Below are 23,807 nucleotides of genomic sequence, written 5' to 3'. Positions count from 1 at the left end.
CTGTCAGTCAGTTTGGCAGGCCAGATGCCAGCCAGTACTCAACCTGCGGTCAACCTGTTGTTCACTACGCGAGCCACGCGTCGAGCGATAACTCGAGTATCTCGGCCGCAGGCATTGCCCGCGATACGCCGCACAGCGCCAGCGCGACGATGCCATGCAAAGTCGCCCACAACGCCTGAGCGCAATCGGCCGGCAGTGTCTCCGGCGGCAGGCGCTTGAGCCGCCCCGCGGCGCGTAGTTCGACGAAGGCATCGGTCATCAACGAAAGCGCAGCCATGCCGTCATCGGTGCCGTTGGTTCCATCGCCGCGGCGGTCCGCGTCCATGAACATCAGCCGATACGTCTCGGGCTCGGCCAGGCCAAATTCGACATAGACGCGCGCCATTGCTCTAAGACGCGCGGCGGGATCGGCAATGCTCGCTTGCGGCGCAAATGCCGCGCGCAATGTCGCATGTCCTTCCACGCACAAAGCGTACGCGATGTCCGCGCGGCTCCGAAAATGCAAGTACAAAGCGGCAGGCGAATAGTCAATTGCCTGCGCGAGCCGGCGCATCGAAAGTGCTGCGAAGCCTTCACGCTTCACGATAGCTCGCGACACGTCGAGTATGCGCCCGCGCAAGGCATCCCGCTGCTCTTGCCGCAGCTCACGCGCCTTGCCCGGTGGTGTCGATATGTGTCGCGGCAGATCCATGCGGGATATTGTCGACATCGCCTGTCGGCTAGTCAAACCCGAATTTGCATGACGCGAATGGTCACCGCGCAAGCGGCGCGGCTAGCCAGCAAAACGATCAGACGATCATCTTGCCGCTGTCGCTATCGCGAGGCGCGGCTCGATAAAGCGGCTCGTCGGTTTCGCCCAGCAGCACGGAGGCGAAGACGATGCATAGACCCAGGAAAACGACACCGACGGCTGCCCAGATGAGCCATAGTGCGTTCGACTCGATAAGCGAGTGGAAAAAGGAGAGAAACATGACGACCCCGCGCGACTTTTTATAATGGTTGCTCGTTGTGGCTTGCACAATAAAGCGCAGATGCCCGAGCAAATGTCGTGCCGCACGAATCGCCATGCGTGCGGCCTGTAGCGAGATAGTACCCGCAAAGCGGAGATACGCAGTCGAATTAACGGGACGCTAGCGTGCGCCGCTTTCAGGCAAGCACGCGTCCCGGCGGAAAATGACCGCTCTTGAGAAGCACGGGCATGCCATTCGTGACTTCCAGATGCTCGCGCGCCACGGCTTCGATGCGCGCACGGCCTGCATCGAAAGCGTCGATCCAGCCGTGGCTGTCGTAAGTCTCGGCGCCGAAATGATCCTCCAGCGCTTCCACCGATATGGCGCACGGTACGCGTCGTCCGTCGACGAGCGCGGCGAATTCGATGGTGAGGTTGGAGTCGCAATAACCGGGTGCGTCCGGAAGGAAACGGATGTCCATGATGTTCTCGTGGCTCAGGCGCGGTTGCTGTCCGAAGAAACCGGCCCCGGAGTGTTACAGCACCGACGCAAAGTCGTTCAGGCATTCCCTGCAGGATTGGTTTCGAGCAAAGGACCGAGGCGCTTATGGTAACTGCGTCGATGCGGCGCGGTCCAGCGGCGCGCAGTGTAAAGCGTCAGGCTGCGAGCACGTCCTCGTTCACATCGACGACGAGCAGCGAGCTCGCCAGCGGATCGGCGTAATTGAAATCGAGCAGGCGGCTCATGTCGCGCACCCGCTCGCATACGCGCTCACGCGCCTCCTCCGACAGATGCGGATAATCGCGCAGTACCTGCGGCTCGAACCGATAATGCACACCCCAGGCAATGTTGCCCGGATGATTCGCCACCCCGCTCGTGCGCCAGCTCACGAACAACGCGGGCGTGGCTTCGAGGCCGATCTCCGCGATGTCCGCGCCGCTCGGAAAAAGGTCGATCAGGCAGTTGGCGATGTCATAAAGCACCGCGTGCCGGAGATGAACGGGGCGCATCACGTCATCGGTTTCAACAAGCGGTCGATATACTCGCGCCCCGCCTGTTCGACGTGCGCAAGCGCGGCATCCTCGGTGGCGAAGCGCCGTTCCGGGCCGAGATCGACGAGCGCCTCGAAGCGATGCACATCGTCCGGACCGCCACGCGCCAGGCTCACCGAGCCGACATAGATCGGCTTGAGCGCCTGTCCGGCGTTGTCTTCGTTGCGATCGCCATCGTGCACCTGCACGAGCCGGGCGGACGCGCTGATGTAATACCCTCGGTAAGGACCGGTCACTCTTTCGGCCATCGTGTTGACCTCCTTTTTATGTTGGCGACGAATCACACGTTATGCGGCAATTACAACCGGCCTTTGCTATCTATCAGGCGCGCAATCCGGAAAATAGTTCACGCGAAACTGTCTTTACCGCTTAACGCCGTTCGTTCGATGATTCGCAAGCCTCGCGCCCGGTTCGGGCCATCGTGCTTTTTCACGGCGCGCGTAGCGTATGGGACAATGCGTATCCCAAAAAGCCGCCGAAAAAAGTACCGCGGCGAAGTCATTGCAATCACGAGGAAAAGATGAAGGAATTCGATCGGCGCTCACGCCGGCTCATCGCGCGCGCGGCGGCGCCTGGCATCGCCTTGATCGCGGTTTTTGCCATCGCCGGAACGAGCGGGTGTGCTTCGTCCAACGATGCATCGCTCATCAATCTTCCCGATGGCCAGACGGGCTACGCAGTGAACTGCAGCGGCGCCGATGCCGGATCGAGCTGGGCGAGCTGCTATGTGCTCGCGGGCAAGGCATGCGGCGCGACGGGTTACGACATCGTGTCGAAGGACAACGAGGAAGGCGGTCCGAGCGGCGGCGGCTTGAGCAACGTCGTGACGGCAAACGTCAAGAATCGCTCGATGATCGTACGCTGCAAGTAGCGGTGCCGCGCCGCGTCAATGCGCTCATCTTCGAAAACACGTTCAGCACGATGACGCCCGCGACGATCAGCCCCATGCCCAACATGGCGGGAATATCGGGCGTCTGCTTGAAGAAGAACGTGGCGACGAGCGTAATCAACACGATGCCCGCGCCCGACCACACGGCATAGACGAGGCCGACCGGCAAGGTCCGCAAGGTCAGCGACAGCAGATAAAACGACAACCCATAGCCGATCACGACGATGGTCGCGGGTAACGCGCGCGTGAAGCCATCGGAGGCGCGTAGCGCGGAGGTCGCGACGACTTCCGCGACGATCGCAATCGCAAGCAACACATAAGCGGTGGAACGCATCGGCTGGTTCGGTCTCCGTTGAGTCTTTGGAATGCGTGACGACGCTCAGACGCGGCCGAGCGACAATGCGGCGAAGTCATGGCCGAGCACCGCGCATAGCGCTTCGACCACCATCTGATGATCTTCGCGCTGCGGCAGCCCCGACACCGTCACGGAGCCGATCACGCCGACATTCGCGACGCGCAGCGGAAAGCCGCCGCCGTGCGCCGAGTAATCGGCGGCGTTGAGGCCGTACTTGTCGGCGAGCGTGGTGCCCGCCTGTTGTAGCGAGAGACCGAGCCCGTACGAACTGCGGCGAAAGTGTTCGACAGTCCTCGCCTTGCGTTCTGCCCAGCGCGCGTTGTCGGGCGTGGCGCCATCGAGCGAAGCGAAGAACATGCGCTGACCGAACGTGCGCACATCGATGACCACGACCGCGCCGCGCGCCATCGCCATCTCGCGCAGTTGCGTGCCGGTTTGCCAGGCTTCATCGGCATGAAACTGCGGGAACACAAGCGCGCGTTCCTGATGCGCGATGATCTGCAGATCGTGAGGAATATCCATGATGGCGTGTGTCCTTTGAAAAGGTTCGATGTGCGTTAGCGCTGACGAGCTTTAGGGGATTTTGACACGAGGGATACGCAGGCGTTGCGCCGCGTCTAGTCATGAAGTGGAGGTATTGCGACTTGCCTTACTTCCAGTACTGCGCCCATACATGTATGCAACTGCGTGCTGGAAAAGCAAAAAGCCCGGCTTTAACCGGGCTTTTTGCTTGAATGCTTGGTTGCGGGGGTAGGATTTGAACCTACGACCTTCGGGTTATGAGCCCGACGAGCTGCCAGACTGCTCCACCCCGCGTCCGTCGAAGAAAAGATTATAAGTCATCACTTACTCAAGCGCAATGGTCTTCATGCGTTCTTCTTCGTGAGCTCATCTCACGCGGGCAGCAAAACTTCATTGGTTTAGTCGAAAGGCCATCGCGGGACGCATGGCATAATCGATCGGTCATCGAGCATTGAAAAAAGATTCGGGCACGGCATGCATTACTTGCGTCGCGGCATGATCAGAAAGTTAAGCGGGTTCGCTGCGCTATGCGCGATCCTGCTGCTTTCGTTCGCGCCGCTCGTATCGCAAACGCTGGATGGCAAGCGCGTCGAAGCGCTCTTCTCGTCCATATGCGCGTCGAGCTCGAATGGCATCGCGCATACGGTCGATACCGCATCGCACGCGAACCATGACGCTCTTTCGCATCTGCAAGCGTGCGGATATTGCGACCTGCTTGCGCATGCGCCTACGCCGCCATCGATGCCGCACGGCTTCGCGGCATCGACTTTGGCCGACGATACTTTCGTCGCCAAGCAAAACAGCACCGCGCCGCATCGCATGCCGCCTGGCGTGGCGCTGCCTCGCGCGCCGCCTGCTCTCGCCTGATACGCGTTCCCCTCTTCCGACATGCCATACCTCGCGTTTGCACGCTTCGCGCGGCAAGCGTGAAAATCACAAGGATGCATCATGAGTACCCTATCCGCCTTGCGCGGCGCGTTGGCTTGCGCATTCTTCGCATCGGCGTCGTTTGCGTTCGCGCACGCGCTGCCGAAGCTGCAACAGCCTGGGCCCGGCGCGACCGTCAACGCGCCGCACGAAGTATCGATCGACTTCGGCGAAGCGCTCGAACCGACCTTCAGCAAACTGACCGTGACCAATGGTCAGGGCAAGCAGGTCAACACCGAAAAGTCCGTCGTCGATACGAAAGACAAAAAGCACATGAGCGTCGCACTCCACGACTTGCAGCCGGGCGTCTACAAAGTGCAATGGACAGCTGTCGCCGCCGATGGTCATCGCACGCAGGGCAACTATAACTTCACGGTCAAGTGAGAAAGCAATGAAGAAAATCGCTGTATTGTTCGGCGCGCTGACGTGCGCATCTTTCGCGACGCTGTCTCATGCCGCGCCGCTCGAAGCGCGCGATTGCTGGGTTCGCGCAATGCCGCCGAACCTGCCTTCGTCGGGCTACTTCACGCTGGCCAACAATGGCGACAAAGCCGTCACGCTCACGGGCGTCGATACCCCCGCGTTCGGCATGGCGATGATGCACAAGTCGGATACCAAAAGCGGCACCGCGACGATGGCCCCCGTCGATTCCGTCGATGTCCCCGCGCATGGCACGCTACAGTTCGCACCGAAGGGTTATCACGTGATGCTCGAACAGCCGGGCAAGCCACTCAAGATCGGCTCGACGATTCCGCTCACGTTCAGCTTCGCGGACAAGAGCACGCTCGATGTGAGTTGCGCGGTGAAGTCCGCGGCGACGGTCGGTAACTGAAGCACCGTCACCAATAGAAAACGCGCCGGGTTCGTTTAGAACCACGGCGCGTTTTTTTATCCTGCCTTATCCATCACGGCTTATTGAACATATCCATGATCTGCTTGCGCTCATCGGTGGTGACTTGCGGCGCGGGCGGCGCCTGCATGCCCGCCGGGCCGACGCCGCCGGTAGTGTTGGTATCGCCCGCTGTCGGATTGACGTTGTCCATGCCGATGCTCGCAACGAAGCCCGCACCCGGCGTTCGATCCGCATAGAACAGTTCGCCGTCCACGGTGGTCACGCCGTCGGGCCGCTGCATCTGTTCCTGCGGGATGCCGCGCAACGCGCGTCCCATGAAGTCGACCCAGATCGGCAACGCAAGCTGCGCGCCGAACTCGCGGCTGCCCAGCGTCTTCGGCTGGTCGTAGCCCATCCACGCCACCGCGACGAGCTGATGCTGATAGCCCGCGAACCAGCCGTCCTTGGCGTCGTTGGTCGTACCCGTCTTGCCTTGCAGGTCGCTGCGCTTGAGCACGTTGGTGCCCGAACCCGTGCCCGCCGTCGCCACCGTATGCAACAGGCTGTTCATGACGTAAGCGTTGCGCGGTTCGAGCGTCTGCGGCGCGTTCTTGCTGGCCGTGAGCGGATCGGCGCGCGAAATGACGCTGCCGCGCGCATCGGCGACTTCGCCGATCAGATACGGGTTGATGCGATAGCCGCCATTCGCGAACACCGAGTACGCGCCGCTCAACTGCAACGGCGTGACGAGTCCCGCGCCCAGCGCGAGCGGCAGATACGGCGGCGTCTTGTCCTTGTCGAAGCCGAACTTCTGCGTGACGAAGTCCTGCGCGTAGCTCGTGCCGATATACGACAGGATACGAATCGACACCAGGTTCTTCGACTTCTGCAAGCCGGTGCGCATGGACATCGGGCCGTCGGGTTGATCGTCGTCCTTCGGTTCCCAGGCGTCGCCACCGGGCGATGCGGGCGGAAAGTACAGCGGCGCGTCGTTGATGATGGTCGCCGGTCCCAAGCCCTTGTCGAGCGCGGCCGAATAGATGAACGGCTTGAAGCTCGAACCCGGCTGACGCCACGCTTGCGTCACGTGGTTGAACTTGTTCTTGTTGAAGTCGAAGCCGCCGACGAGCGCGCGGATCGCGCCGTCTTGCGGCACCATCGAAACGAGCGCGCCTTCCACTTGCGGCAATTGCGTGATCTGCCACGTGTCCTTTGCGTCCTTCGCCAGCCGAATGATCGAACCCGGCTTGATGGCAAGCGCCTTCGATGCATTGTTGCGCAGCGCGGCCGCGACGAAACGCAGGCCCTCGCCGGAAATGGTGGCCGTATCGCCGCCGACGAATTGCGCGACCACTTGCTTCGCGTTCGCCACGGTCACCACGGCAGCGACGAGTTCGCCGTTGTCCGGATGATCGACGAGCGCATCCTCGATGGCTTCGGCGCGATCGTCCGCGTTGCCCGGCAGAGCGATGCTGCCTTCCGGCCCGCGATAACCGTGACGCCGCTCGTAATCCATGATGCCCTTGCGCACGGCGCGATAGGCCGCGTCCTGATCGGCGGAATCGATGGTCGTCGTGACCGTCAGGCCGCGCGTGTACGCTTCTTCCTTGTACTGCGCGTACATCATCTGCCGCACCATTTCCGCGACGTACTCCGCATGCACGCCGTATTCGGTGCCACCCGACTTCGTGCGAAGTTCTTCGGCGACCGCCTGATCGTATTGCTCGCGCGAGATGAAGTGCAGATCGAACATGCGCTTCAGAATGTACTGCTGACGTACCTTCGCGCGCTTCGGATTGACCACCGGGTTATATGCCGACGGCGCCTTCGGCAAACCGGCGAGCATGGCGGCTTCGGCAAGCGTGATGTCCTTCAGGTCCTTGCCGAAATACACGCGCGCCGCGGCGGAAAAACCATAGGCGCGTTCGCCGAGATAGATCTGATTCATATACAACTCGAGAATCTGGTCTTTCGTCAACGCGCGCTCGATTTTGTAGGCGAGCAGCATCTCGTAGATCTTGCGCGTATAAGTCTTTTCGCTCGACAGAAAGAAGTTGCGCGCGACCTGCATGGTGATCGTACTTGCGCCTTGCGACGCGCCGCCGTGCGTGATGTCGCTTACGCCAGCACGCAGAATGCCGATGAAATCGACGCCACCGTGATCGTAGAAGCGGTAATCCTCGATGGCGAGCACCGCCTTCTTCATCTGGTCGGGAATGTCCTGAAAACGCACGAGGCTGCGGCGCTCTTCGCCGAATTCGCCGATCAGCACGTGATCCGACGTGTAGACCCTAAGCGGCACTTTCGGGCGATAGTCGATCAGCGCATCGAGCGAAGGCAGGTTCGGCTCCATCACGACGAGCGCATAGCCGACGATCAGCCCGCCCACCACCACGCCGATAGCCGCGAGCCCCGCCAACCACAGCGCGACGCGCGCGAGCGGCGAGCGTCGGGAATCGCGCCCGTCGCGGCCATTCTTTCCATTGCGGCCGCCATTGCCGCCATTGCCGCCATTGCCGCCATTGCCGCCATCGCGTCCGTTGCCGCCGCCGGCATCGTTGGATGAGTCGTTCCAGCGAGGTTCGCGATTCAGTCGCGATGAATTCGTAGAGTCGGGTCGTTTGATGATAGGCATGACTGGGATCGTTCCGCGCGCTTCGAAGCGCGCGCTCTGTGGCGCCTTGGGTATGTCAGCGCCTGAGCACTTTCAGAAAGACGGGACCAAGCGAATGGGCAGGCCGGCTTCGACCGTATGGGACGGGTAACCGTGAATAACAGCGCATTTTAAAGAATTCGCAGGCGACGCTACAAAACCCGTCGCGATTTTTTGTAAGTAATTGCCGATGTGGCGCCCGAAGCCCGGTCTTCGGCGGAAACGGTCGGGGTTGCACCGAGGTTATCCACCGAAAGTGTTGAAAGCCTTGTGGACAACCGTATGAGAAAATAGCCAAGTGGTTGATCGCAGAGCAGTTTTGCGAAATGCCCGAGGATCGTTGCCATGCGGTCGCGGCCGCACGCGCGAGCCCGCGAAACCGATATGATTAGTTTTAAGCCGCTCAGGTTTTAAGAGTGGCGCCAGAAGTTGCGGTAAAGAAGTCGTGCCGTTTGATGATAGGGAACGCGGTTCAAGCGCCCAACTTGTGCCAACGCGCTTACGCGCTTACAACCGCCCTACTGTTTGCGAGCTGCCCATGACGACCAAGCCTACCGAACGCATCGTTGTTTTCGTGACCCCGGCGCAGAAACTCGCCATCAGCAACACGGCGGATCAGCTCGGCATCAGCGTGAGCGAGCTGATGCGGCGTGCAGTGCTCAACTTCAACGCGACGAGCGAGCAGATCAAGGCAGCGGGTATCGTCGATCGCCTGCGCGCGCCCAAGGCGCCCGATCCACTGACCGCGGCCTTGCGCAGCGTCGCTGCCAAGGCCGCGGCCCGCGAGGCGCGGGAAGCAGCGGCAAGCGCCACCAAGCGCGCGGCCGCGAAGCCTGCGCACCTTCCTGTGCCCGACGAATCCGCAAGTCCCGACGAACCTCTGGACGACGATGCCTCTCTAACCGACGACGGCCGCGCGGACAACTGAAGCACGCGCTGTATTCCGCTTCGTTCGTTTGCACGACGTTACACTCCTTCACCTTGCTTAAGCCCCGATTAAGGCGCGGCATGCTCTAATAAGCGGGGTAAACCCGGTCGTCATCGGCTGGTCAACGACGCTTGCAATCCTGCGCCATGCGCCTCACATTCGAGCCGCGCGGGCTTGCATGCCGCGGTCTTCATCAAGGAGAAATACATGTCGCTTCTGGATTCCATCACGCGCACGGTCAAAGGTCTGCTCAACGACGCAGCCGACACCATGCAGGACCCATCGCGCGATGCGCGGCAGATCGTGCGCGAGCTCGACGACAGCATCGCCAAGGCTGAGAACTCGTTGATCGAAATCGAGGCGCAGGTCGCCACGCAGCAGAGCAAGCGCGACGTCGCGGCCGAGAAAGCGAAGAAGTACGAAGACGGCGCAAAGCGCGCGCTGCAAACCGGCGATGAAAGCCTCGCGCGCGAAGCTCTCGCCGCGCAAGCCAACGCCGAGACGGAACGCGATGCCCTCGCCGGCGAATTGCAGACACTCGTGCCTTCGGTGGAGCATTTGAAGCAGCAGATCAACGACATGCGTCAACGTCGCAACGACTTGAACGCGCGCTCGAACATTCTGCAGGCCAAGCAGCAGATCGCCACCGCGAAAGACACGGCCGCGACCGCGCTGGGCGGCATCGGCGGAAAGAATCTGTCCGAAGACTTCCAGAAGCTCGAAGACAAGGTGCAGTTGGCCAACGCGCGCTCGGACGCGCGTCTGAATTCGGCGGATCAGAAGTCGGGCAAGGCGCTCGATGACAAACTCGCGGCGCTCAATCGCGGTCCGTCCGTGGAAGACCGTCTCGAAGCGCTGAAGAAGCAGTTGAATACGCCGGCGCAGTAATATGTTCGTCAGTGCGCGGCGCGGCCCTGGCGGCTCGCGCGCGCGCCGGACGAATCAGCGGGAATCGCGCTTGCATGCAAGCATTCGCTTTCCCCGATTGCAGCTCAGAAAGGAGACGGGTGCTTATCGCGCCCGGCCTGCAACATGAAAAAGACTCTGTCGGCTCTTGCGCTCTCGCTATCCCTGGCCCTTTGCCTGTCGGTTGCGTCTCCGCTCGCCTTCGCCGTGCCCACCGCGCAGCAAGTCGAGCAGTCGATGACGCAAGGCAACTGGCAAAAGGCCGATTCGCAGTTGAGCGAAGTGCTCGACGCGCATCCGAAGAATGCTCACGCGCATTATCTCTATGCGCAGGTGCTCGATCGCGAAGGCCGCTATAGCGACGCGCTTTCGCATCTTCAACAGGCGCAGTCCATCGATCCCGCGCTTGGCTTCACGACGCCCGCGCGCTTCAACGAAACGCAGGCGCGCATTCAGGCCGATGCGAATCGCGCCAGCATCAGCCCAAACGCCGGTAACGAGACGCGCAGTTCGACCGGCGCGGTCGCGACCAATCCGTTCAATCAGGGCGCACCGGTCGCGCCGCAGAAACATGGACCGTCGATCGGCATGTGGATCGGCTTGATCGTGCTGATCGGTGCGATTGCGCTCGTGCTGCGCTGGGGAATGAAGCGCGCCCGCGTCCGTGACGATGGCCGCGCCGACGACGATCGTCGCACGCAACTCAAGCGCGCGACCGAACTGCTGAACGAAGTGCGTTCGCTCAAGCTCGACGTCCGGCTTTCCACGACGCCTGGGCATGAGGCATTGCTAAAGGAAGTGGAAGGCGCCGAGACGCAATTGCGTGAGATGGTCGAGGCGTTGTCGGATGCCAAAAACCCCGTGCCGCCGTATGCGATTCAGGATTTGGAAAATCAGGTGGCGAGTTTGAAGGCGCGCGCCGAAGGCCGTCCCGACCCGAACGCTGCCCAGGCCGCGGCGCAGGGACAGTCGGCGTATGCGCAAGAAGCGGAGCGCTTCGGGCGCGGGCAGCAGCAGCCTTACGGACCGCAGGGGCCTTATCCTCAACAGGGTCCGTATCCGCAGCAAGGGCAACAGCCGCCGGTCGTCATTCAGCAAGGCGGCGGTGGATTCGGCGGCGGCATGGGCGGTTTGTTGACGGGCGTGCTACTTGGCGAAGCGCTGTCGAACGGACGAGAACGCGTAATCGAGCGTGACGTGCCAGTGGAACGTCGCAACGACAACGGCGGCGGCCTGGACTTCGGCAATGGTGGTGGCGGCGGCGGCGGTCTCGACCTCGGCAACGGCTCGAACGATTGGAGCGATGGCGGTGGCGGCGTAGACCTCGGCAGCACGGATGATAGCTGGCGCGATACGTGATTCGCGCGGTTGGAAACTGGCGTTATGAGCCCCGCTTCGTGCGGGGTTTTTTTTGGGGGCGCTCGCTTGGCTTTTCGGCCGTAACGTTCAGCATGTGGAGCGTGCGCTAAAGCTCGATATTTCGAGCATTAGCAGCTATGGAGACCGACCCAGTCCGGCACATCGACGAGTGTTGCTGCCATAAGCCCGCGCAAAAGCTCAATACATCAGGGACGCAAAAGGCTCACCCCCCGCCACCCAAAAACCGCAACAACGCCCACAAGAACTTGAAGAACCCAACCACGAATTCCCAAATGCGTTCGAGCTGATCCCACGTTGCAACGCGCATCAACGCTTGCAGCATCATGCGCCAGGCGCCGCGCGAAGTCTTTCATGCAACCGCACAGGGAAAAAGAAGCGAAATGGCATGGTTAAAAAAAGAGGCGGCTCGCCGCCGCCTCGTCGTCATCGAGGGAACTGCATGATAACCGCTTGCGTCCGGTCACTACGCAAGGGTCATCTCATTCCTCACGCGGCCGGCTTGTCTTCCGGCGTATCGGGCGGCACGTCATCCGTCAGCGCTTCTTCCAGTCGCTTGAAGATTCGCCGCGTCGCGCCGCGCGCATGCAAGGCCAACAGCAGCAGCGAACGCCCCGTCACCTGATACACGTTCCCCGAGTCGAAATCTTCCAGTTCCTCGCGAATCGGCGCGTTCGTATCGATGAGGCAACTCCACTGATCCGAGCCCGGGATATCAGGCAGCTTGAAATCCACGACATCGTGATATGAATTGACGATCAGCAGCAACGTCGCATCGGATGCCGGCTTGCGAATGCCCGTCGCCTGCGCGCGACCGTCGAGCACCATGCCAAAGCAGCGCATGTTTGGGTCGCCCCATTGCTCGTCCGACAGTTCCTGGCCGTCCGGACTAAGCCACTTAACGTCCGCGACTTCGAGATCCTGGCGATACTCGCCCGTCAGGAACCGCTGACGCCGCAGCACGGGCAGCGTATGACGTAACGTCGTCAATTTGCGGACGAACTCGGTAAGTGCGCGACCTTCGTCGTCGATATCCCAGTTCACCCAGCTGATATCGTCGTCCTGACAATACGCGTTGTTGTTACCCTCTTGCGTGCGGCCGAATTCGTCGCCGGCCAGGATCATCGGCGTGCCTTGCGAGAACAGGAGCGTCGCGAGCAGATTGCGCTTCTGGCGCTCGCGCAGCGCGCGAATCTCGGGATCGTCGGTCGGACCTTCCACGCCGCAGTTCCACGACTTGTTGTCCGAATGGCCGTCCTTGTTGTCTTCGCCGTTCGCGTCGTTATGCTTGTCGTTATAGGAGACGAGATCGTTGAGCGTAAAGCCGTCGTGCGCCGTGATGAAGTTCACGCTCGCCCACGGACGGCGTCCGCGCTTGTTGAACTTGTCGCCCGACGCGGTCATGCGCGTGGCGAGTTCTGGCGCTTCGCCTTCGTCGCCCTTCCAGAAACCGCGCACGGTATCGCGATAACGGTCGTTCCATTCCGCCCAGCCCGGCGGGAAACCGCCGACCTGATAGCCGCCCGGACCGCAATCCCACGGCTCCGCGATCAGCTTCACGGTCGCGAGGATAGGGTCCTGACGGCAGCTGTCGAGGAACCCGCCGCCTTCGTCGAATCCATAGGTCTCGCGTCCGAGAATGGTGGCGAGATCGAAGCGGAAGCCATCGACGTTCATTTCCGTCACCCAGTAACGCAGGCTGTCGGTGACCATCTGCAAGACACGCGGATGCGAAAGATTGAGCGTGTTGCCCGTGCCCGTATCGTTGATGTAGTAACGCGGCTCGTCCGGCATCAGCCGATAGTACGACGCGTTGTCGATACCCCGGAACGACAGCGTCGGCCCGCGTTCGTTGCCTTCGGCGGTGTGGTTGTAGACCACGTCGAGGATCACTTCGAGGCCGGCTTCGTGCAGGCGGTCGACCATCTCCTTGAACTCCGCGATCGCACCCGAACCGCGCGCAAAGAAGCGCGGATCGGCAGCGAAAAAGCCGATGGTGTTGTAGCCCCAGTAGTTCGTGAGTCCCTTGTCGAGCAGGTAGCTGTCGTTGACGAACGCCTGGATCGGCATCAGTTCGACGGACGTTACGCCCAGACTCTTGATGTAATCGACGATTTCCTTCTGGCCGAGCCCTTCGAACGTGCCGCGCATATGCTCGGGAATCGCCGGATGGCGTTTCGTGAAGCCGCGCACGTGGGTCTCGTAGAAGATCGTGTGTTCCCAAGGCACGCGGCCACGTGTCGGGTGCGTCCACGAGAACGTCTGATCGACGACCTGGCACTTCTGCATGAAGGGCGCGCTGTCGCGTTCGTCGAAGGTGAGATCGTCGCCTTCCGCGTTCAGCGTGTAGCCGAACACGGCGGGGTCCCATTTAAGTTCGCCAACGTGCGCCTTGGCATACGGGTCGAGCAGCAACTTGTTCGGATTGAAGCGATGTCCCGCTTCGGGCTCGTACGGTCCGTGCACGCGATAACCATAGACCGCGCCAGGCGCCAGGTCGTTGATGTAGACGTGCCAGACTTCGTCGGTATATTCGGGCAATTCGATGCGATGCGTCTCCTGCTCGCCCTTTTCGTCGAAGAGGCACAGCTCGACTTTGGTGGCGTGGGCGGAAAACAGCGCGAAGTTGACGCCTTTTCCGTCCCAGGTCGCGCCGAGCGGAAAGGGAGAGCCCTCGGCAATGCGGAGTTCGTTCGGCATGAGATGATGAGTTCGAATAGAGTGACGCGTAAAGCGTCGGGATGATGTGTCGCGTTGGGCGATTCCAGCGGACATGAGTGAGCACATCGCGTGCCCACGCACACGCAGGCTCCTCCGGCGTGATGCTTGCTTCGGCGCAAGATTAGATCGACACGCCGACCGAATGAGTGGGCGTGCCTTGTAAAAACTATCGGCGCGTAAGCGTCTGAAGGAGAATTCGCTTGCCCACGCGCCCGAACTCCTTGGCATCGACATCATCCGATACGCTTGGCACGGCCGAGGAAAGCCGCGCCAAGGGCCGCGCGCTGCGCGACGCCGTGCCCTTCGAAGCCCACGCGGGCTGGCAGCCCGAAGCCAACCGGCCGAACCCTGTCGAGCGCGTGCTCGCCGTCAACGCCGGCCGTCAAGAGCGGCTCATCCCGCTGCGCATGGCGCGCATGGCCGAGTCGCCGTTTGCGTTCCTGCGCGGGTCGGCCACGGTCATGGCCTGGGATCTGGCGAAGTCGCCCTCTATCGGGCACAACGTGATCATCGACGGCGACGCGCACATCAATAACTTCGGACTCTTTCGCACGCCGCGTCAGGACGTGGTGTTCGACCTCAACGATTTCGACGAAACACTCGTCGGTCCGTGGGAGTGGGACCTGAAGCGCCTCACCGCGAGCATCAACGTGGCGGCGCGCGAAAATGGCGTCGATGCGAGCGGTCGCGAGCGCGCGGTGCGTTCGGCATGCGCGGCGTATCGCACGTCCATGGCTTCGCTCTGGCAGGTGAGCCCCTACGATCTCTGGCAAATGCGTTCATACGCGAGCGCCCTCCACATCGACGCGCCGACCAGGCTCGATGCCAGCGAGAAGGAAACCATCACGAAAACGGTCGAGCGCGCAATGAAGCGGTCGCACGCGACCATGCTCGCCAAGGTCGCCGAACCCGCTGGCAAAAGCTGGCGCTTCAAGGTCGATCCGCCGATTCTCACGCGCCTCGACGCCGCCGAGAAGAATCATGTGGTCGATGGCCTGAAGCCGTATCTGCAAACCATCGCGGGCGAATGGCGCATCATGCTGGAACGCTACGAAGTCGCCGATGTGGCGCATCGCGTGGTGGGCGTCGGCAGTGTCGGCACACGCGCCTATCTCGTGCTCATGCTCGGCCGGGCGCTCGGCGACCCGCTGTTCATCCAGGTGAAGGAAGGCATCGTGCCGGCCGCCGCGCCCTTCGTCGCGCCACTCGACGAGACGCAGCAGCATCAGGGGCGTCGCGTCGTGCAAGGGCAAAGGCTCATGCAGAGTTCGTCGGATGCGCTGCTTGGCTGGACGACCATCGCCGGGCGCGATTTCTATGTACGCCAGATGAAGCAGATTCGCGGCTCCATTCCCGTCGATTGGCTGCATGGCGCGACCTTCGATTTCTACGCGTGGTGTCTCGGCCTTCTGCTCGCTCGCGCGCACGCCCGCACGGGCGACGCCGCGCTGATCACGGGCTATTGCGGCACCTCCGACAAGTTCGACGCCGCCTACGCAAGCTGGGCCGAACGCTACGGCGCACAGACCGTCGCGGATCACGCGGCTTTCTGCGCGGCTATCAGCGTGGGGCACGTGAGCACGACCTGAAAGGCATGTCCCGCGCGCCGCGCGCACGTTCATCGAGCGAATTGACTATCATGCTCGTGTCTCCGGACGAAGCGCGCGCCTTATGGCGTTTCGTCTGTGGATCAATGGCATAGCCCTTGCTGCCGCTTTTAGCTCGCAAAAAACGTCTCACACCAACTGGAGGAAGCCGCGCATGAGCATGATCGACGAATTCAAGAACTTCGCCCTCAAAGGCAACGTGATGGACCTCGCCGTTGGTGTGATCATCGGCGGCGCTTTCTCGACGATAGTCAACTCCGTCGTGAAGGATCTGATCATGCCGGTGGTCGGTCTGGCCACGGGCGGGCTCGACTTCTCGAACCTCTTCATACGTCTGGGGCAGATACCGCCCAGCTATAAAGGCAATCCCGATTCGTATAAAGACTTGCAGACCGCGGGTGTCGCGGTGTTCGGCTACGGTTCGTTCATTACCGTGCTGATCAACTTCATCATCCTTGCGTTCATCATCTTTCTGATGGTCAAGTTCATCAACAATTTGCGCAAGCCCACCGAAGCGCCGCCGCCGCCCGCCGCCACGCCGGAAGACGTGTTGCTGCTGCGCGAGATCCGCGACGAGCTGAAACGGCCGCGCGTCTGATTCGATCACGGCCGCAAGCCGGGTTTGTCGAGCGCGTGAGCGCATTGCATCCGGGCGCACCCACCCGTCAATTGGTGCGCCCCCCCGCTTTTTTCTTTCTTTAGGCTGTTCGACAGGGCAGCAGCGGGACTATTATTGAGATAGATGCTCAGAGGGATGCCAGCGGGCCGCCAAACGGTCATCGGCATGATTCGTGCGCCACGGGTGTGCACCGGTAGCAGAACCCGGCGTGCATTCAAGTTTGCGAATCACCGTGACCGGATCACATCGATGCGCTATAAAAGATCGACGTGCGGCACGCAAGACGGGAGTGGCCGCATGAGGACGCTGCGTTTCTTGCAAATCTTTTTCAGGCGAGTTTTTATGTCCTTCCCGAAAAAGCGTAAACGTGTGAAAGCTGATGGCGACGAGTCTTTCCTCGCCGTGGTGCGGCATTTCAAGCCGTTCGGTCAGCTCGATACGAAAATTGCACGCGCTCGCGCGCAGGACGAGCCTGTGCTCTACGCGCATGTGCTGCCAGGTCTCGATGTCCTGCTATGCAGCGTGCGCGGCGCTCAACCGCCCTATCCCGCCATCGACGAACTGCACAGGCGCTGCGTGGAGTCGATCACGAATGCGCTCGAACAGCCGCTCGACGGTCTGGAGAACGGCGGCTACTGGTACGAAGCGAACGGCTTCGGCTTCCTCGTGTTTGCAAGCCGCGCTCGCACGCAAATCTTGAGCGAATTCGGCGCGACCGTTTCGGCGCGCAGGCGGCGCGGCGCGCGTCGTCAGGATGCGGGCGACGCCGCATCGCGTCCGCTGCGCTGATCCCCCGGCTGAATTCCTTCGATGTTTTCCCCCGCGCCTCGCTCTTTCGCGAGGCGCGCGTCTTTCATGCGTCGGCTGTGTGTTGGCGCACGCCTTGCTGCATCGACACCGCGAGTATTTCGCATTGCACCCGTTCGCCCCGAGCGATCGCCATGCTTTTCACAAGGAGAACATCATGACGGAACACGTCTACAAGCAGATCGAACTCACCGGCTCGTCGCAGGAATCGAGCGATGACGCCGTGCGCGTCGCACTGTCGAAGGCATCGAAGACGCTGCGCAACATTCACTGGTTCGAAGTGACGGAAACGCGCGGACATGTCGAAGACGGCAAGATCCAGCACTGGCAGGTAACGATCAAGGTCGGCTTGCGTATCGAAGACTGATTGCTTCAATTAAAAACCGCGCGTCGTGGCAGCACGACGCGCGGTTTTTCGTTTCGCAGCCTGCTCGCGAGGCTTACTTCGGCAGCGAGCCGTCCACACCTTCCACGTACCAGTTGATACGCTGCATTTCCGGGTCGGTCAGCGTCTTGCCGGCCGGCACCTTTTCCGCGCCCGACTGATCCTTGATCGGACCCGTGAACACATCCCACTTGCCCGAGTGCAGATCGTCACGCTTCGCCGACACGGCTTGCATGGCCTTCGGCGGAATCGCGCTGCTGTTCAGGTCTTCGAGGTCCACGGCCTTCTGCGGCATACCGAGCCACACCGGGTCGTTCTTCCACTTGCCATCGAGCACTTGCTGAATGACCGCGTTGTAGTACACGCCCCAGTGCGCGACCACCGAACCCAAATGCGCGTTCGGGCCGAACTTCTTCATGTTCGAATCCCAGCCGAAGGCGAACACGTGCTTCTCGTTCGCGGTGTTGAGCGTGGCGTTCGAGTCGGTGTTCTGCAAGAGCACGTCCGCGCCCTGACCGATCAGCGTTTCGGCAGCCTGCTTTTCCTTGCCCGGATCGAACCAGCTGTTGATCCAGATGACCTTCGTGTGGACCTTCGGATTCACCGAACGCGCGCCCATCGTGAACGCGTTGATGTTGCGGACCACTTCGGGAATCGGCACCGATGCCACGAAGCCCAACGTATTGCTTTTCGTCACATAACCGGCGGCGACGCCTGCCAAGTACGCGCCTTGATACATCCGCACGTCATATGTGCCGAAGTTTTTGGCCTTCTTGAAGCCCGTGGCCGTGAGGAAAATCGTGTCCGGGAAATCCTTCGCCACCTTCAACTGGAAGTCCTGATAGCCGAAGCTCGTGCCGAAGATGACCTTGTTGCCCTTGTTCGCCAGATCGCGGAACACGCGCTCCGAGTCGGCGGATTCCGGCACGTTTTCCACGCGCGTGATCTTGATCTTGTCGCCGAACTTCGCTTCGGCTTCCTTGCTGCCCGCGTCGTGCGCGAAGGTCCAGCCTGCATCGCCCGGATTGCCGAGATAGACGAACGCGACGCCCGGTGCATCCGCCGCTTGCGCGCTCGCCGTCGCGAGCGTGGCGGACAAAGCGACGGTTGCCGCGATTGCCTTCAGCCATGGTTTATTCATTGTGTTTCTCCTGGTCGATGTTGTTTGATGAGCCACGAAATGGAAAACGACGTGCGCCAGTTTCGTCGGAAAAAAATCGCAACGGAACCGTCTGACGGCGCGCGTGCTGCCTCCCTGCAACAGCGGAGAACCGCGCGCGCGTTGCCAAATCCACGTTCAGCTTGCCGCGAAGAACGGCTTGCCAAGCGATGCGGGCGCGTTCAGCTTGATGGTGTTCGGATTGCGCGAGATCAGCACCAGCACGACGATGGTCGCGATATACGGCAGCATCGCGAGAAACTGCGTCGGCACCGGCACGCCGATGGCCTGCGCGTAGAACTGCAGCGCCATCACGGCGCCGAACAAGAGCGCGCCGATCAAAAGACGCCCTGGCCGCCAAGTGGCGAACACGACGAGCGCGAGCGCAATCCAGCCGCGTCCGGACGTGAGCTGCTCCTGCCAGACGTGCAGATAGACGATGGAGTAATAGCCGCCCGCGATACCGGCCATCGCGCCGCCGAAGAGCGTCGCGCCGTAGCGCACGCCGACCACGGGAAAGCCCACCGAGTGCGCGACCGAAGGCGATTCGCCGACCGAGCGCAGCACGAGCCCCGCACGCGTCTTGTAGAGAAACCAGCCGATCACGCCGAACATGATGAACGCAAGATAGCCGAGCGGCGTAAGCGAGAAGATAGCCGGGCCGAGCACGGGAATGCTGGCAAGACCCGGAATCGGCATCACGTCGATGCTCGCGCGCACTGCCGCCGACGTGTACGGCTTGCCCACGTAGGCCGAAAAGCCGATGCCGAAGATCGTCAGCGAAAGGCCGGTGGCGACTTGATTCGCAAGCATGGTGATGGTGAGAAAGCCGAACAGCAGCGCCATCGCGATGCCCGCGAAAATCGACGCGACGATGCCGAGCCACGGATGACCCGTGATCGATGTCACCGCGTAGCCGGTGACGGCGCCCATCAGCATCATTCCCTCGACGCCCAGATTGAGCACGCCGGACTTTTCCGCGACGAGTTCGCCCGCGCCCGCGAACATCAGCGGAATGGCCGCGACGACCGCGCTCGAGGCGAGATTGCTGGCTTGATTGATATCCATGTCGTAGGTCTCGTCAGGAAGCGTGATGCGCGATCGCGCGGCGCCGGATGCGGTAATTGACGAACAGGTCGCAACCGAGGAGGCAAAAGAGCAGCAAGCCCTGGAAGACGCCCGCAAGCGCCTGCGGCAGTTGCAGCGAGGTCTGCACCGCTTCGCCGCCGAGGTAGAGCAGCGCCATCAGGAGACTTGCGAGCACGATGCCCACCGGATGCAGCCGTCCCACGAACACGACGATGATCGCCGTGAAGCCGTATCCCGGCGACCAGCCCGCCTGCAATTGCCCGATAGGCCCGGCCACTTCGCCCATGCCCGCGAGCCCGGCGAGGCCGCCCGAGAGCAGGAGCGAGGTCCAGATGGTCTTCTTGTCCGAGAAACCGGCGTAGCGCGCGGCGAGCGGCGCAAGACCGCCCACGTTCATGCGAAAGCCCGCGAAACTCTTGCGCATGAAAACCCACACGAGCGGCACCGCGATGGCCGTGAGAAACACCGACGCGTTGATACGCGTGCCCTTGAGCCACGTCCAGTGCCAGTCGCCGTAGAGACGCGGGAAGAGCGCGTCGTCGCCGAACATCGCCGAGATGGGGAAGTTCATGCCTTCGGGGTCGCGCCACGGGCCGCTCACGAGATAGATCAGCAACTGCGTGGCGACGTAGGTGAGCATGAGGCTCGTCAGAATCTCGTTGGTGTTGAAGCGGCTCTTGAGCAGCGCGGGAATCGCCGCCCAGAGCATGCCGCCCACGACGCCGCCGAGCATCATCAAGGGCAGCGTCCACCAGCCGGAGGTATCGCCGACATGGATGGCGATGCCGCCCGCGACGATACCGCCGAGAAGCATCTGCCCTTCCGCGCCGATATTCCACACGTTCGCGCGATAACCGACCGCAAGCCCGAGCCCGATCAGGCACAAGGGCGACGCCTTCAGCACGAGCTCCGACCAGCCGTTCACGTTCGAGAGCGGTTCGACGAAGAACGCGTGCATCGCGCGCAGCGGGTCCTGCCCGACGAGACTGAAAATCAGGAAGCCGATGACGAGCGTCGCCACCGCGGCGACCACGGGCACAGCGAGCTGCATGGCGCGCGACGGTGTCGGGCGCGCTTCGAGTCGATAAGGGAAGATCATCTTTACTTGCTCAATGAGTCGAGTTCGGCTGCGGGCGCGCGCTTTCCGTCGAAGAGTCCGGCCATGAACAGGCCGACTTCCTCCGCGTTGGTCTCGCGCGTCTTGCGCACCGGCGACAGCTTGCCGCGCGCGATCACGGCGAGCCGGTCGCAGATGTCGAACAGTTCTTCCAGTTCCTCGGAGATCACCAGAATGGCGACGCCGCGCGCCGCGAGATCGAGCAACTGCTGGCGGATGAAGCCCGCCGCGCCGACATCGACGCCCCAGGTCGGCTGGGCGACGACGAGCACCTTCGGCTCCTGAAGAATCTCGCGGCCGACGATGAACTTCTGTAAATTGCCGCCCGACAGACTTTGCGCGAACGCGCCGCTGCCGCCGCAACGCACGTCGAAGGCCTTGATGCAGCGATCGGCAAAGCTCTTGACCGCGCGCGAGTTGACCCAGCCGCCGCGCACCATGCTCTGCCGATGCGCGGTGAGCAAGCCATTCTCGGCAAGCGACATGGCCGGAACCGCGCCGCGCCCGAGCCGCTCTTCCGGCACGAACGCAAAGCCCAGACGCCGCCGCGCGCCCGCGGACAGCCGCGCGGCTGGCGTGCCGCAGATCGACACGGCGTCCGTTGCGACATGGGAATCGCGAATCTCGCCCGAGAGCGACGCGAGCAATTCCGCCTGACCGTTCCCCGACACGCCCGCGATCCCGAAAATCTCGCCCGCCTGCACGGCAAAGGAGACGTTTTCGAGCGACGTGCCGAACGGATCGGGACTCGCCACCGAAAGGTTCTTCACCGCGAGCCGGACATCGCCCGGCGTGTGTTGGCGACGCTGATAATCCGGCAGCGAATGGCCGACCATCAATTGCGCGAGCGAGGCATCCGTTTCGTTGCGCGGATCGACATTGCCGGTCACGCGGCCGCCGCGCATCACGGTGGCGTTCTCGCAGAGCGCGCGAATTTCGTCGAGCTTGTGACTGATGTAGAGAATGCTGCACCCTTCCGCCGCGAGCCGTCGCAACACGGTGAAGAGCTTCTTGACCGCTTGCGGCGTCAGCACCGAAGTCGGCTCGTCCATGATGAGCAAGCGCGGGTTCTGCAGAAGACAGCGCACGATCTCCACGCGCTGACGTTCGCCGACGGTGAGACTGTGAACGTGACGTTGCGGATCGACATCGAGCCCGTAGTCCGCCGACACATCGCGAATACGCTTGGACAGCGCTTTCATGTCGAACTTGTCGTCGAGCGCGAGCGCGATGTTCTCGCCAACGGTCAGCGTCTCGAACAGCGAGAAGTGCTGGAACACCATGCCGATGCCGAGCTTGCGCGCCGCCGCCGGACTGCCGATTTCGACGACTTCGCCCTGCCAGCGAATCTCGCCTTCATCCGGACGCACCGCGCCATAGATGATTTTCATCAGCGTGGACTTGCCCGCGCCGTTCTCGCCGAGCACCGCGTGAATCTCGCCTGGCTTCACGATGAGGTTCACGCCGTCGTTGGCCTTGACGGACGGGTACTGCTTGCTGATGCCGGATAGCGCCAGGCGCGGTGGCGTATCCGTAGGGGTGATGGCGTTGCCCATGAGTTCACGGAGTGCGCCCGGCCACCGGCAGGCCGAGCTGGAAGAAAAGGACCGCAGACGGGTCTTGTGACACAAAGGTGTCGCATCAAACCATACCGCGGGCAGAATTTACAGAATTCGCGACACGAAGTCGATCTCTCAAAATTCGATGCAATGCGCCGCTCTCCCAGTCTTTGCGGGTAAGCCACACCTTGACGTAATCTCTCCGTCATATTAAAAATGATATGCAACACCCTACGAACGATCAGCCAGAACATATACTGGCTATAGCGGAGATAACATGAGTCAGCAGCGCGAGGCGATCGATACATACTTATTGCGCGTCTTGCACACTTTGCTGATGGAACGCAGCGTCACCCGTGCGGCCGTCAAGCTCAATCAGTCGCAACCTGCCATCAGCGCGGCGCTCCGGCGTCTGCGCGACATCACCGGAGATCCGCTGCTCGTGCGCGGCAAGTCCGGGATGGTGCCCACCGAATACGGTCTACGCTTGCTCGAACCCACGCAGAATGCCTTGCGCGAGATCGAGCGAATCAAGGTGCAGCAGCATAATTTCGACCCTTCCACGTCGGTGCGGTGTTATCGCATTGGCTGTCCCGACTATCTGAACGTTCTGTTCGTGCCGACGGTTGTCGAGCGCTTCCGGCAGGCCGCGCCCAATGCAACGCTCGAATTCCATTCGCTCGGACCCGCGTTCGATTACGAACTCGCGCTGGAAGATGGCAAGCTCGATATCGTCGTCGGCAACTGGCCCGAACCGCCGGAGCAATTGCATCTGTCGAATCTGTTCGTCGACAAGATCGTGTGTCTCGTCAGCAATCAACATCCGTTCGCCAAGCGCGGCGGTCTCACGCTCGATCAATATCTCAACGCGCCGCATCTTGCGCCCACGCCTTATTCGGTCGGGCAGCGCGGGGCGATCGACGTGCATCTGGCGCGCGAGCGGCTCAAGCGTCATGTCGTGGTCACGCTGCCTTACTTCAATCTCGCGCCTTACGTGCTGATCAAGTCGGATCTCGTCTTCACGACTACCCGCCTCTTCGCCGATCATTACGCGAGGTTCCTGCCGCTTGCCGTCGTGCCGGCGCCGCTCGACTTTCCGCCCATGCAGTACTACCAGTTGTGGCACGAGCGCTGTCATTACTCCGATGAGGTTCGGTGGCTACGCGGTCTCGTCGCGGAAGCAACGCGCTCGCTTATCGATCAGCCTTGAAAACGGTTCTCGCGGCGTTCTCGCGGGGGGGGGGGGGGGGGGGCGCGGCGGCCCGCCCCCCCCCCCCCCCCGCGCCCCCCCCCACCACCCCCCACCCAGACTACACCCCCCCCCCCCGTGAGACGGGTCCCCCCCCCCCCCAC

Annotated in this window: 25 protein-coding genes and 1 tRNA gene; 12 read left to right on the top strand and 14 right to left on the bottom strand. The window is 61.9% G+C overall.

Going from position 1 to position 23,807, the window contains the following annotated elements:
* Positions 1 to 64: 64 nt before the first annotated feature.
* The 5 genes from NCT04_RS07420 to NCT04_RS07400 form a co-directional block, all read right to left on the bottom strand.
* Positions 65 to 709, bottom strand: coding sequence for a TetR/AcrR family transcriptional regulator (locus NCT04_RS07420; RefSeq protein WP_250464739.1), 645 nt, complete (start codon positions 707 to 709; stop codon positions 65 to 67).
* Positions 710 to 788: 79 nt separating this feature from the next.
* On the bottom strand, positions 789 to 1,067 hold the full coding sequence (locus tag NCT04_RS07415) for a hypothetical protein (RefSeq protein WP_250464737.1): 279 nt from the start codon (positions 1,065 to 1,067) through the stop codon (positions 789 to 791).
* Between the two features lie 79 nt (positions 1,068 to 1,146).
* A complete protein-coding gene (locus NCT04_RS07410) occupies positions 1,147 to 1,431 on the bottom strand; it encodes a DUF1488 family protein (RefSeq protein ID WP_250464736.1) in 285 nt (94 codons plus the stop codon).
* Positions 1,432 to 1,606: 175 nt separating this feature from the next.
* Positions 1,607 to 1,960, bottom strand: coding sequence for a hypothetical protein (locus NCT04_RS07405; protein WP_244825273.1), 354 nt, complete (start codon positions 1,958 to 1,960; stop codon positions 1,607 to 1,609).
* Positions 1,960 to 2,250: a hypothetical protein gene (locus NCT04_RS07400; protein ID WP_250464734.1), complete on the bottom strand. Its 291-nt coding sequence runs from the start codon at positions 2,248 to 2,250 to the stop codon at positions 1,960 to 1,962. The genes NCT04_RS07405 and NCT04_RS07400 overlap by 1 nt, the downstream gene beginning before the upstream one ends.
* A gap of 272 nt (positions 2,251 to 2,522) precedes the next feature.
* Between NCT04_RS07400 and NCT04_RS07395 the strand changes: the two genes are divergently transcribed.
* Positions 2,523 to 2,873, top strand: coding sequence for a hypothetical protein (locus NCT04_RS07395; protein WP_244825275.1), 351 nt, complete (start codon positions 2,523 to 2,525; stop codon positions 2,871 to 2,873).
* On the opposite strand, the gene NCT04_RS07390 is transcribed toward NCT04_RS07395, so the two are convergent.
* The 3 genes from NCT04_RS07390 to NCT04_RS07380 all read right to left on the bottom strand — a co-directional run bounded on the left by NCT04_RS07390 (position 2,839) and on the right by NCT04_RS07380 (position 4,062).
* Positions 2,839 to 3,225 (bottom strand): DMT family transporter, encoded by a 387-nt coding sequence (locus tag NCT04_RS07390; RefSeq protein WP_250464732.1) that lies wholly within the window; start codon positions 3,223 to 3,225, stop codon positions 2,839 to 2,841. The two genes, NCT04_RS07395 and NCT04_RS07390, sit on opposite strands and share 35 nt — an antisense overlap.
* A 45-nt stretch (positions 3,226 to 3,270) precedes the next feature.
* Entirely contained in the window at positions 3,271 to 3,768 is a 498-nt protein-coding gene (locus tag NCT04_RS07385; RefSeq protein ID WP_250464730.1) for a heme-degrading domain-containing protein, read from the bottom strand.
* Between the two features lie 217 nt (positions 3,769 to 3,985).
* Positions 3,986 to 4,062 (bottom strand) — tRNA-Met (locus NCT04_RS07380).
* A 201-nt stretch (positions 4,063 to 4,263) separates the two neighbouring features.
* Here NCT04_RS07380 and NCT04_RS07375 point away from each other — a divergent pair.
* The 3 genes from NCT04_RS07375 to NCT04_RS07365 all read left to right on the top strand — a co-directional run bounded on the left by NCT04_RS07375 (position 4,264) and on the right by NCT04_RS07365 (position 5,527).
* A complete protein-coding gene (locus NCT04_RS07375) occupies positions 4,264 to 4,635 on the top strand; it encodes a DUF2946 domain-containing protein (protein ID WP_250464728.1) in 372 nt (123 codons plus the stop codon).
* Between the two features lie 81 nt (positions 4,636 to 4,716).
* On the top strand, positions 4,717 to 5,079 hold the full coding sequence (gene copC / locus NCT04_RS07370) for a copper homeostasis periplasmic binding protein CopC (protein WP_244825279.1): 363 nt from the start codon (positions 4,717 to 4,719) through the stop codon (positions 5,077 to 5,079).
* Between the two features lie 7 nt (positions 5,080 to 5,086).
* Positions 5,087 to 5,527, top strand: coding sequence for a copper chaperone PCu(A)C (locus NCT04_RS07365; RefSeq protein ID WP_250464726.1), 441 nt, complete (start codon positions 5,087 to 5,089; stop codon positions 5,525 to 5,527).
* A gap of 73 nt (positions 5,528 to 5,600) precedes the next feature.
* On the opposite strand, the gene NCT04_RS07360 is transcribed toward NCT04_RS07365, so the two are convergent.
* Positions 5,601 to 8,162, bottom strand: a complete 2,562-nt coding sequence (locus NCT04_RS07360) for a penicillin-binding protein 1A (RefSeq protein WP_250464724.1) — start codon at positions 8,160 to 8,162, stop codon at positions 5,601 to 5,603.
* A gap of 556 nt (positions 8,163 to 8,718) precedes the next feature.
* Between NCT04_RS07360 and NCT04_RS07355 the strand changes: the two genes are divergently transcribed.
* The 3 genes from NCT04_RS07355 to NCT04_RS07345 all read left to right on the top strand — a co-directional run bounded on the left by NCT04_RS07355 (position 8,719) and on the right by NCT04_RS07345 (position 11,373).
* A complete protein-coding gene (locus NCT04_RS07355; protein ID WP_250464722.1) occupies positions 8,719 to 9,108 on the top strand; it encodes a plasmid mobilization protein in 390 nt (129 codons plus the stop codon).
* Positions 9,109 to 9,315: 207 nt separating this feature from the next.
* A complete protein-coding gene (locus tag NCT04_RS07350; protein WP_244825282.1) occupies positions 9,316 to 9,996 on the top strand; it encodes a PspA/IM30 family protein in 681 nt (226 codons plus the stop codon).
* A 144-nt stretch (positions 9,997 to 10,140) separates the two neighbouring features.
* Positions 10,141 to 11,373: a tetratricopeptide repeat protein gene (locus NCT04_RS07345; protein WP_250464720.1), complete on the top strand. Its 1,233-nt coding sequence runs from the start codon at positions 10,141 to 10,143 to the stop codon at positions 11,371 to 11,373.
* Positions 11,374 to 11,880: 507 nt separating this feature from the next.
* Here NCT04_RS07345 and glgX read toward each other — a convergent pair.
* Entirely contained in the window at positions 11,881 to 14,091 is a 2,211-nt protein-coding gene (glgX, locus tag NCT04_RS07340) for a glycogen debranching protein GlgX (RefSeq protein WP_250464718.1), read from the bottom strand.
* A gap of 221 nt (positions 14,092 to 14,312) precedes the next feature.
* On the opposite strand from glgX, the gene NCT04_RS07335 reads away from it, so the two are divergent.
* From NCT04_RS07335 to NCT04_RS07320, 4 genes are all read left to right on the top strand, one after another.
* A complete protein-coding gene (locus NCT04_RS07335) occupies positions 14,313 to 15,701 on the top strand; it encodes a DUF2252 domain-containing protein (protein ID WP_244825285.1) in 1,389 nt (462 codons plus the stop codon).
* 172 nt (positions 15,702 to 15,873) lie between these two features.
* Complete coding sequence (mscL, locus tag NCT04_RS07330) at positions 15,874 to 16,317, top strand: large conductance mechanosensitive channel protein MscL (protein WP_244825286.1); 444 nt, start codon at positions 15,874 to 15,876, stop codon at positions 16,315 to 16,317.
* A 318-nt stretch (positions 16,318 to 16,635) separates the two neighbouring features.
* Entirely contained in the window at positions 16,636 to 17,127 is a 492-nt protein-coding gene (locus NCT04_RS07325; protein ID WP_244825287.1) for a hypothetical protein, read from the top strand.
* Positions 17,128 to 17,302: 175 nt separating this feature from the next.
* The gene (locus tag NCT04_RS07320) at positions 17,303 to 17,512 is read left to right on the top strand and encodes a dodecin (protein WP_244825288.1); all 210 of its coding nucleotides are present in this window, start codon (positions 17,303 to 17,305) and stop codon (positions 17,510 to 17,512) included.
* A 73-nt stretch (positions 17,513 to 17,585) separates the two neighbouring features.
* Here the strand turns inward: NCT04_RS07320 and NCT04_RS07315 are convergent, their stop codons facing one another.
* The 4 genes from NCT04_RS07315 to NCT04_RS07300 all read right to left on the bottom strand — a co-directional run bounded on the left by NCT04_RS07315 (position 17,586) and on the right by NCT04_RS07300 (position 22,451).
* A complete protein-coding gene (locus tag NCT04_RS07315; RefSeq protein ID WP_244825289.1) occupies positions 17,586 to 18,671 on the bottom strand; it encodes a BMP family ABC transporter substrate-binding protein in 1,086 nt (361 codons plus the stop codon).
* A gap of 156 nt (positions 18,672 to 18,827) precedes the next feature.
* Positions 18,828 to 19,757 (bottom strand): ABC transporter permease, encoded by a 930-nt coding sequence (locus NCT04_RS07310; RefSeq protein WP_250464716.1) that lies wholly within the window; start codon positions 19,755 to 19,757, stop codon positions 18,828 to 18,830.
* 13 nt (positions 19,758 to 19,770) lie between these two features.
* On the bottom strand, positions 19,771 to 20,877 hold the full coding sequence (locus NCT04_RS07305; RefSeq protein ID WP_244825291.1) for an ABC transporter permease: 1,107 nt from the start codon (positions 20,875 to 20,877) through the stop codon (positions 19,771 to 19,773).
* Positions 20,878 to 20,879: 2 nt separating this feature from the next.
* Positions 20,880 to 22,451 (bottom strand): ABC transporter ATP-binding protein, encoded by a 1,572-nt coding sequence (locus tag NCT04_RS07300; protein ID WP_250464715.1) that lies wholly within the window; start codon positions 22,449 to 22,451, stop codon positions 20,880 to 20,882.
* Positions 22,452 to 22,731: 280 nt separating this feature from the next.
* On the opposite strand from NCT04_RS07300, the gene NCT04_RS07295 reads away from it, so the two are divergent.
* Positions 22,732 to 23,664, top strand: coding sequence for a LysR substrate-binding domain-containing protein (locus NCT04_RS07295; protein WP_244825293.1), 933 nt, complete (start codon positions 22,732 to 22,734; stop codon positions 23,662 to 23,664).
* The last annotated feature ends 143 nt before the right edge of the window (positions 23,665 to 23,807 follow it).

The sequence above is a fragment of the Caballeronia sp. GAFFF2 genome (assembly GCF_023631485.1).
Lineage (GTDB): Bacteria > Pseudomonadota > Gammaproteobacteria > Burkholderiales > Burkholderiaceae > Caballeronia.
This window is presented reverse-complemented; position numbering and strand designations above follow the sequence as displayed.

Coding starts and splice junctions, on each gene's coding strand:
- NCT04_RS07420 (WP_250464739.1), bottom strand. CDS start 709: ATGTCGACAATATCCCGCATGGATCTGCCGCGACACATATCGACACCA.
- NCT04_RS07415 (WP_250464737.1), bottom strand. CDS start 1,067: ATGGCGATTCGTGCGGCACGACATTTGCTCGGGCATCTGCGCTTTATT.
- NCT04_RS07410 (WP_250464736.1), bottom strand. CDS start 1,431: ATGGACATCCGTTTCCTTCCGGACGCACCCGGTTATTGCGACTCCAAC.
- NCT04_RS07405 (WP_244825273.1), bottom strand. CDS start 1,960: ATGCGCCCCGTTCATCTCCGGCACGCGGTGCTTTATGACATCGCCAAC.
- NCT04_RS07400 (WP_250464734.1), bottom strand. CDS start 2,250: ATGGCCGAAAGAGTGACCGGTCCTTACCGAGGGTATTACATCAGCGCG.
- NCT04_RS07395 (WP_244825275.1), top strand. CDS start 2,523: ATGAAGGAATTCGATCGGCGCTCACGCCGGCTCATCGCGCGCGCGGCG.
- NCT04_RS07390 (WP_250464732.1), bottom strand. CDS start 3,225: ATGCGTTCCACCGCTTATGTGTTGCTTGCGATTGCGATCGTCGCGGAA.
- NCT04_RS07385 (WP_250464730.1), bottom strand. CDS start 3,768: ATGGATATTCCTCACGATCTGCAGATCATCGCGCATCAGGAACGCGCG.
- NCT04_RS07375 (WP_250464728.1), top strand. CDS start 4,264: ATGATCAGAAAGTTAAGCGGGTTCGCTGCGCTATGCGCGATCCTGCTG.
- copC (WP_244825279.1), top strand. CDS start 4,717: ATGAGTACCCTATCCGCCTTGCGCGGCGCGTTGGCTTGCGCATTCTTC.
- NCT04_RS07365 (WP_250464726.1), top strand. CDS start 5,087: ATGAAGAAAATCGCTGTATTGTTCGGCGCGCTGACGTGCGCATCTTTC.
- NCT04_RS07360 (WP_250464724.1), bottom strand. CDS start 8,162: ATGCCTATCATCAAACGACCCGACTCTACGAATTCATCGCGACTGAAT.
- NCT04_RS07355 (WP_250464722.1), top strand. CDS start 8,719: ATGACGACCAAGCCTACCGAACGCATCGTTGTTTTCGTGACCCCGGCG.
- NCT04_RS07350 (WP_244825282.1), top strand. CDS start 9,316: ATGTCGCTTCTGGATTCCATCACGCGCACGGTCAAAGGTCTGCTCAAC.
- NCT04_RS07345 (WP_250464720.1), top strand. CDS start 10,141: ATGAAAAAGACTCTGTCGGCTCTTGCGCTCTCGCTATCCCTGGCCCTT.
- glgX (WP_250464718.1), bottom strand. CDS start 14,091: ATGCCGAACGAACTCCGCATTGCCGAGGGCTCTCCCTTTCCGCTCGGC.
- mscL (WP_244825286.1), top strand. CDS start 15,874: ATGAGCATGATCGACGAATTCAAGAACTTCGCCCTCAAAGGCAACGTG.
- NCT04_RS07325 (WP_244825287.1), top strand. CDS start 16,636: ATGAGGACGCTGCGTTTCTTGCAAATCTTTTTCAGGCGAGTTTTTATG.
- NCT04_RS07320 (WP_244825288.1), top strand. CDS start 17,303: ATGACGGAACACGTCTACAAGCAGATCGAACTCACCGGCTCGTCGCAG.
- NCT04_RS07315 (WP_244825289.1), bottom strand. CDS start 18,671: ATGAATAAACCATGGCTGAAGGCAATCGCGGCAACCGTCGCTTTGTCC.
- NCT04_RS07310 (WP_250464716.1), bottom strand. CDS start 19,757: ATGGATATCAATCAAGCCAGCAATCTCGCCTCGAGCGCGGTCGTCGCG.
- NCT04_RS07305 (WP_244825291.1), bottom strand. CDS start 20,877: ATGATCTTCCCTTATCGACTCGAAGCGCGCCCGACACCGTCGCGCGCC.
- NCT04_RS07300 (WP_250464715.1), bottom strand. CDS start 22,451: ATGGGCAACGCCATCACCCCTACGGATACGCCACCGCGCCTGGCGCTA.
- NCT04_RS07295 (WP_244825293.1), top strand. CDS start 22,732: ATGAGTCAGCAGCGCGAGGCGATCGATACATACTTATTGCGCGTCTTG.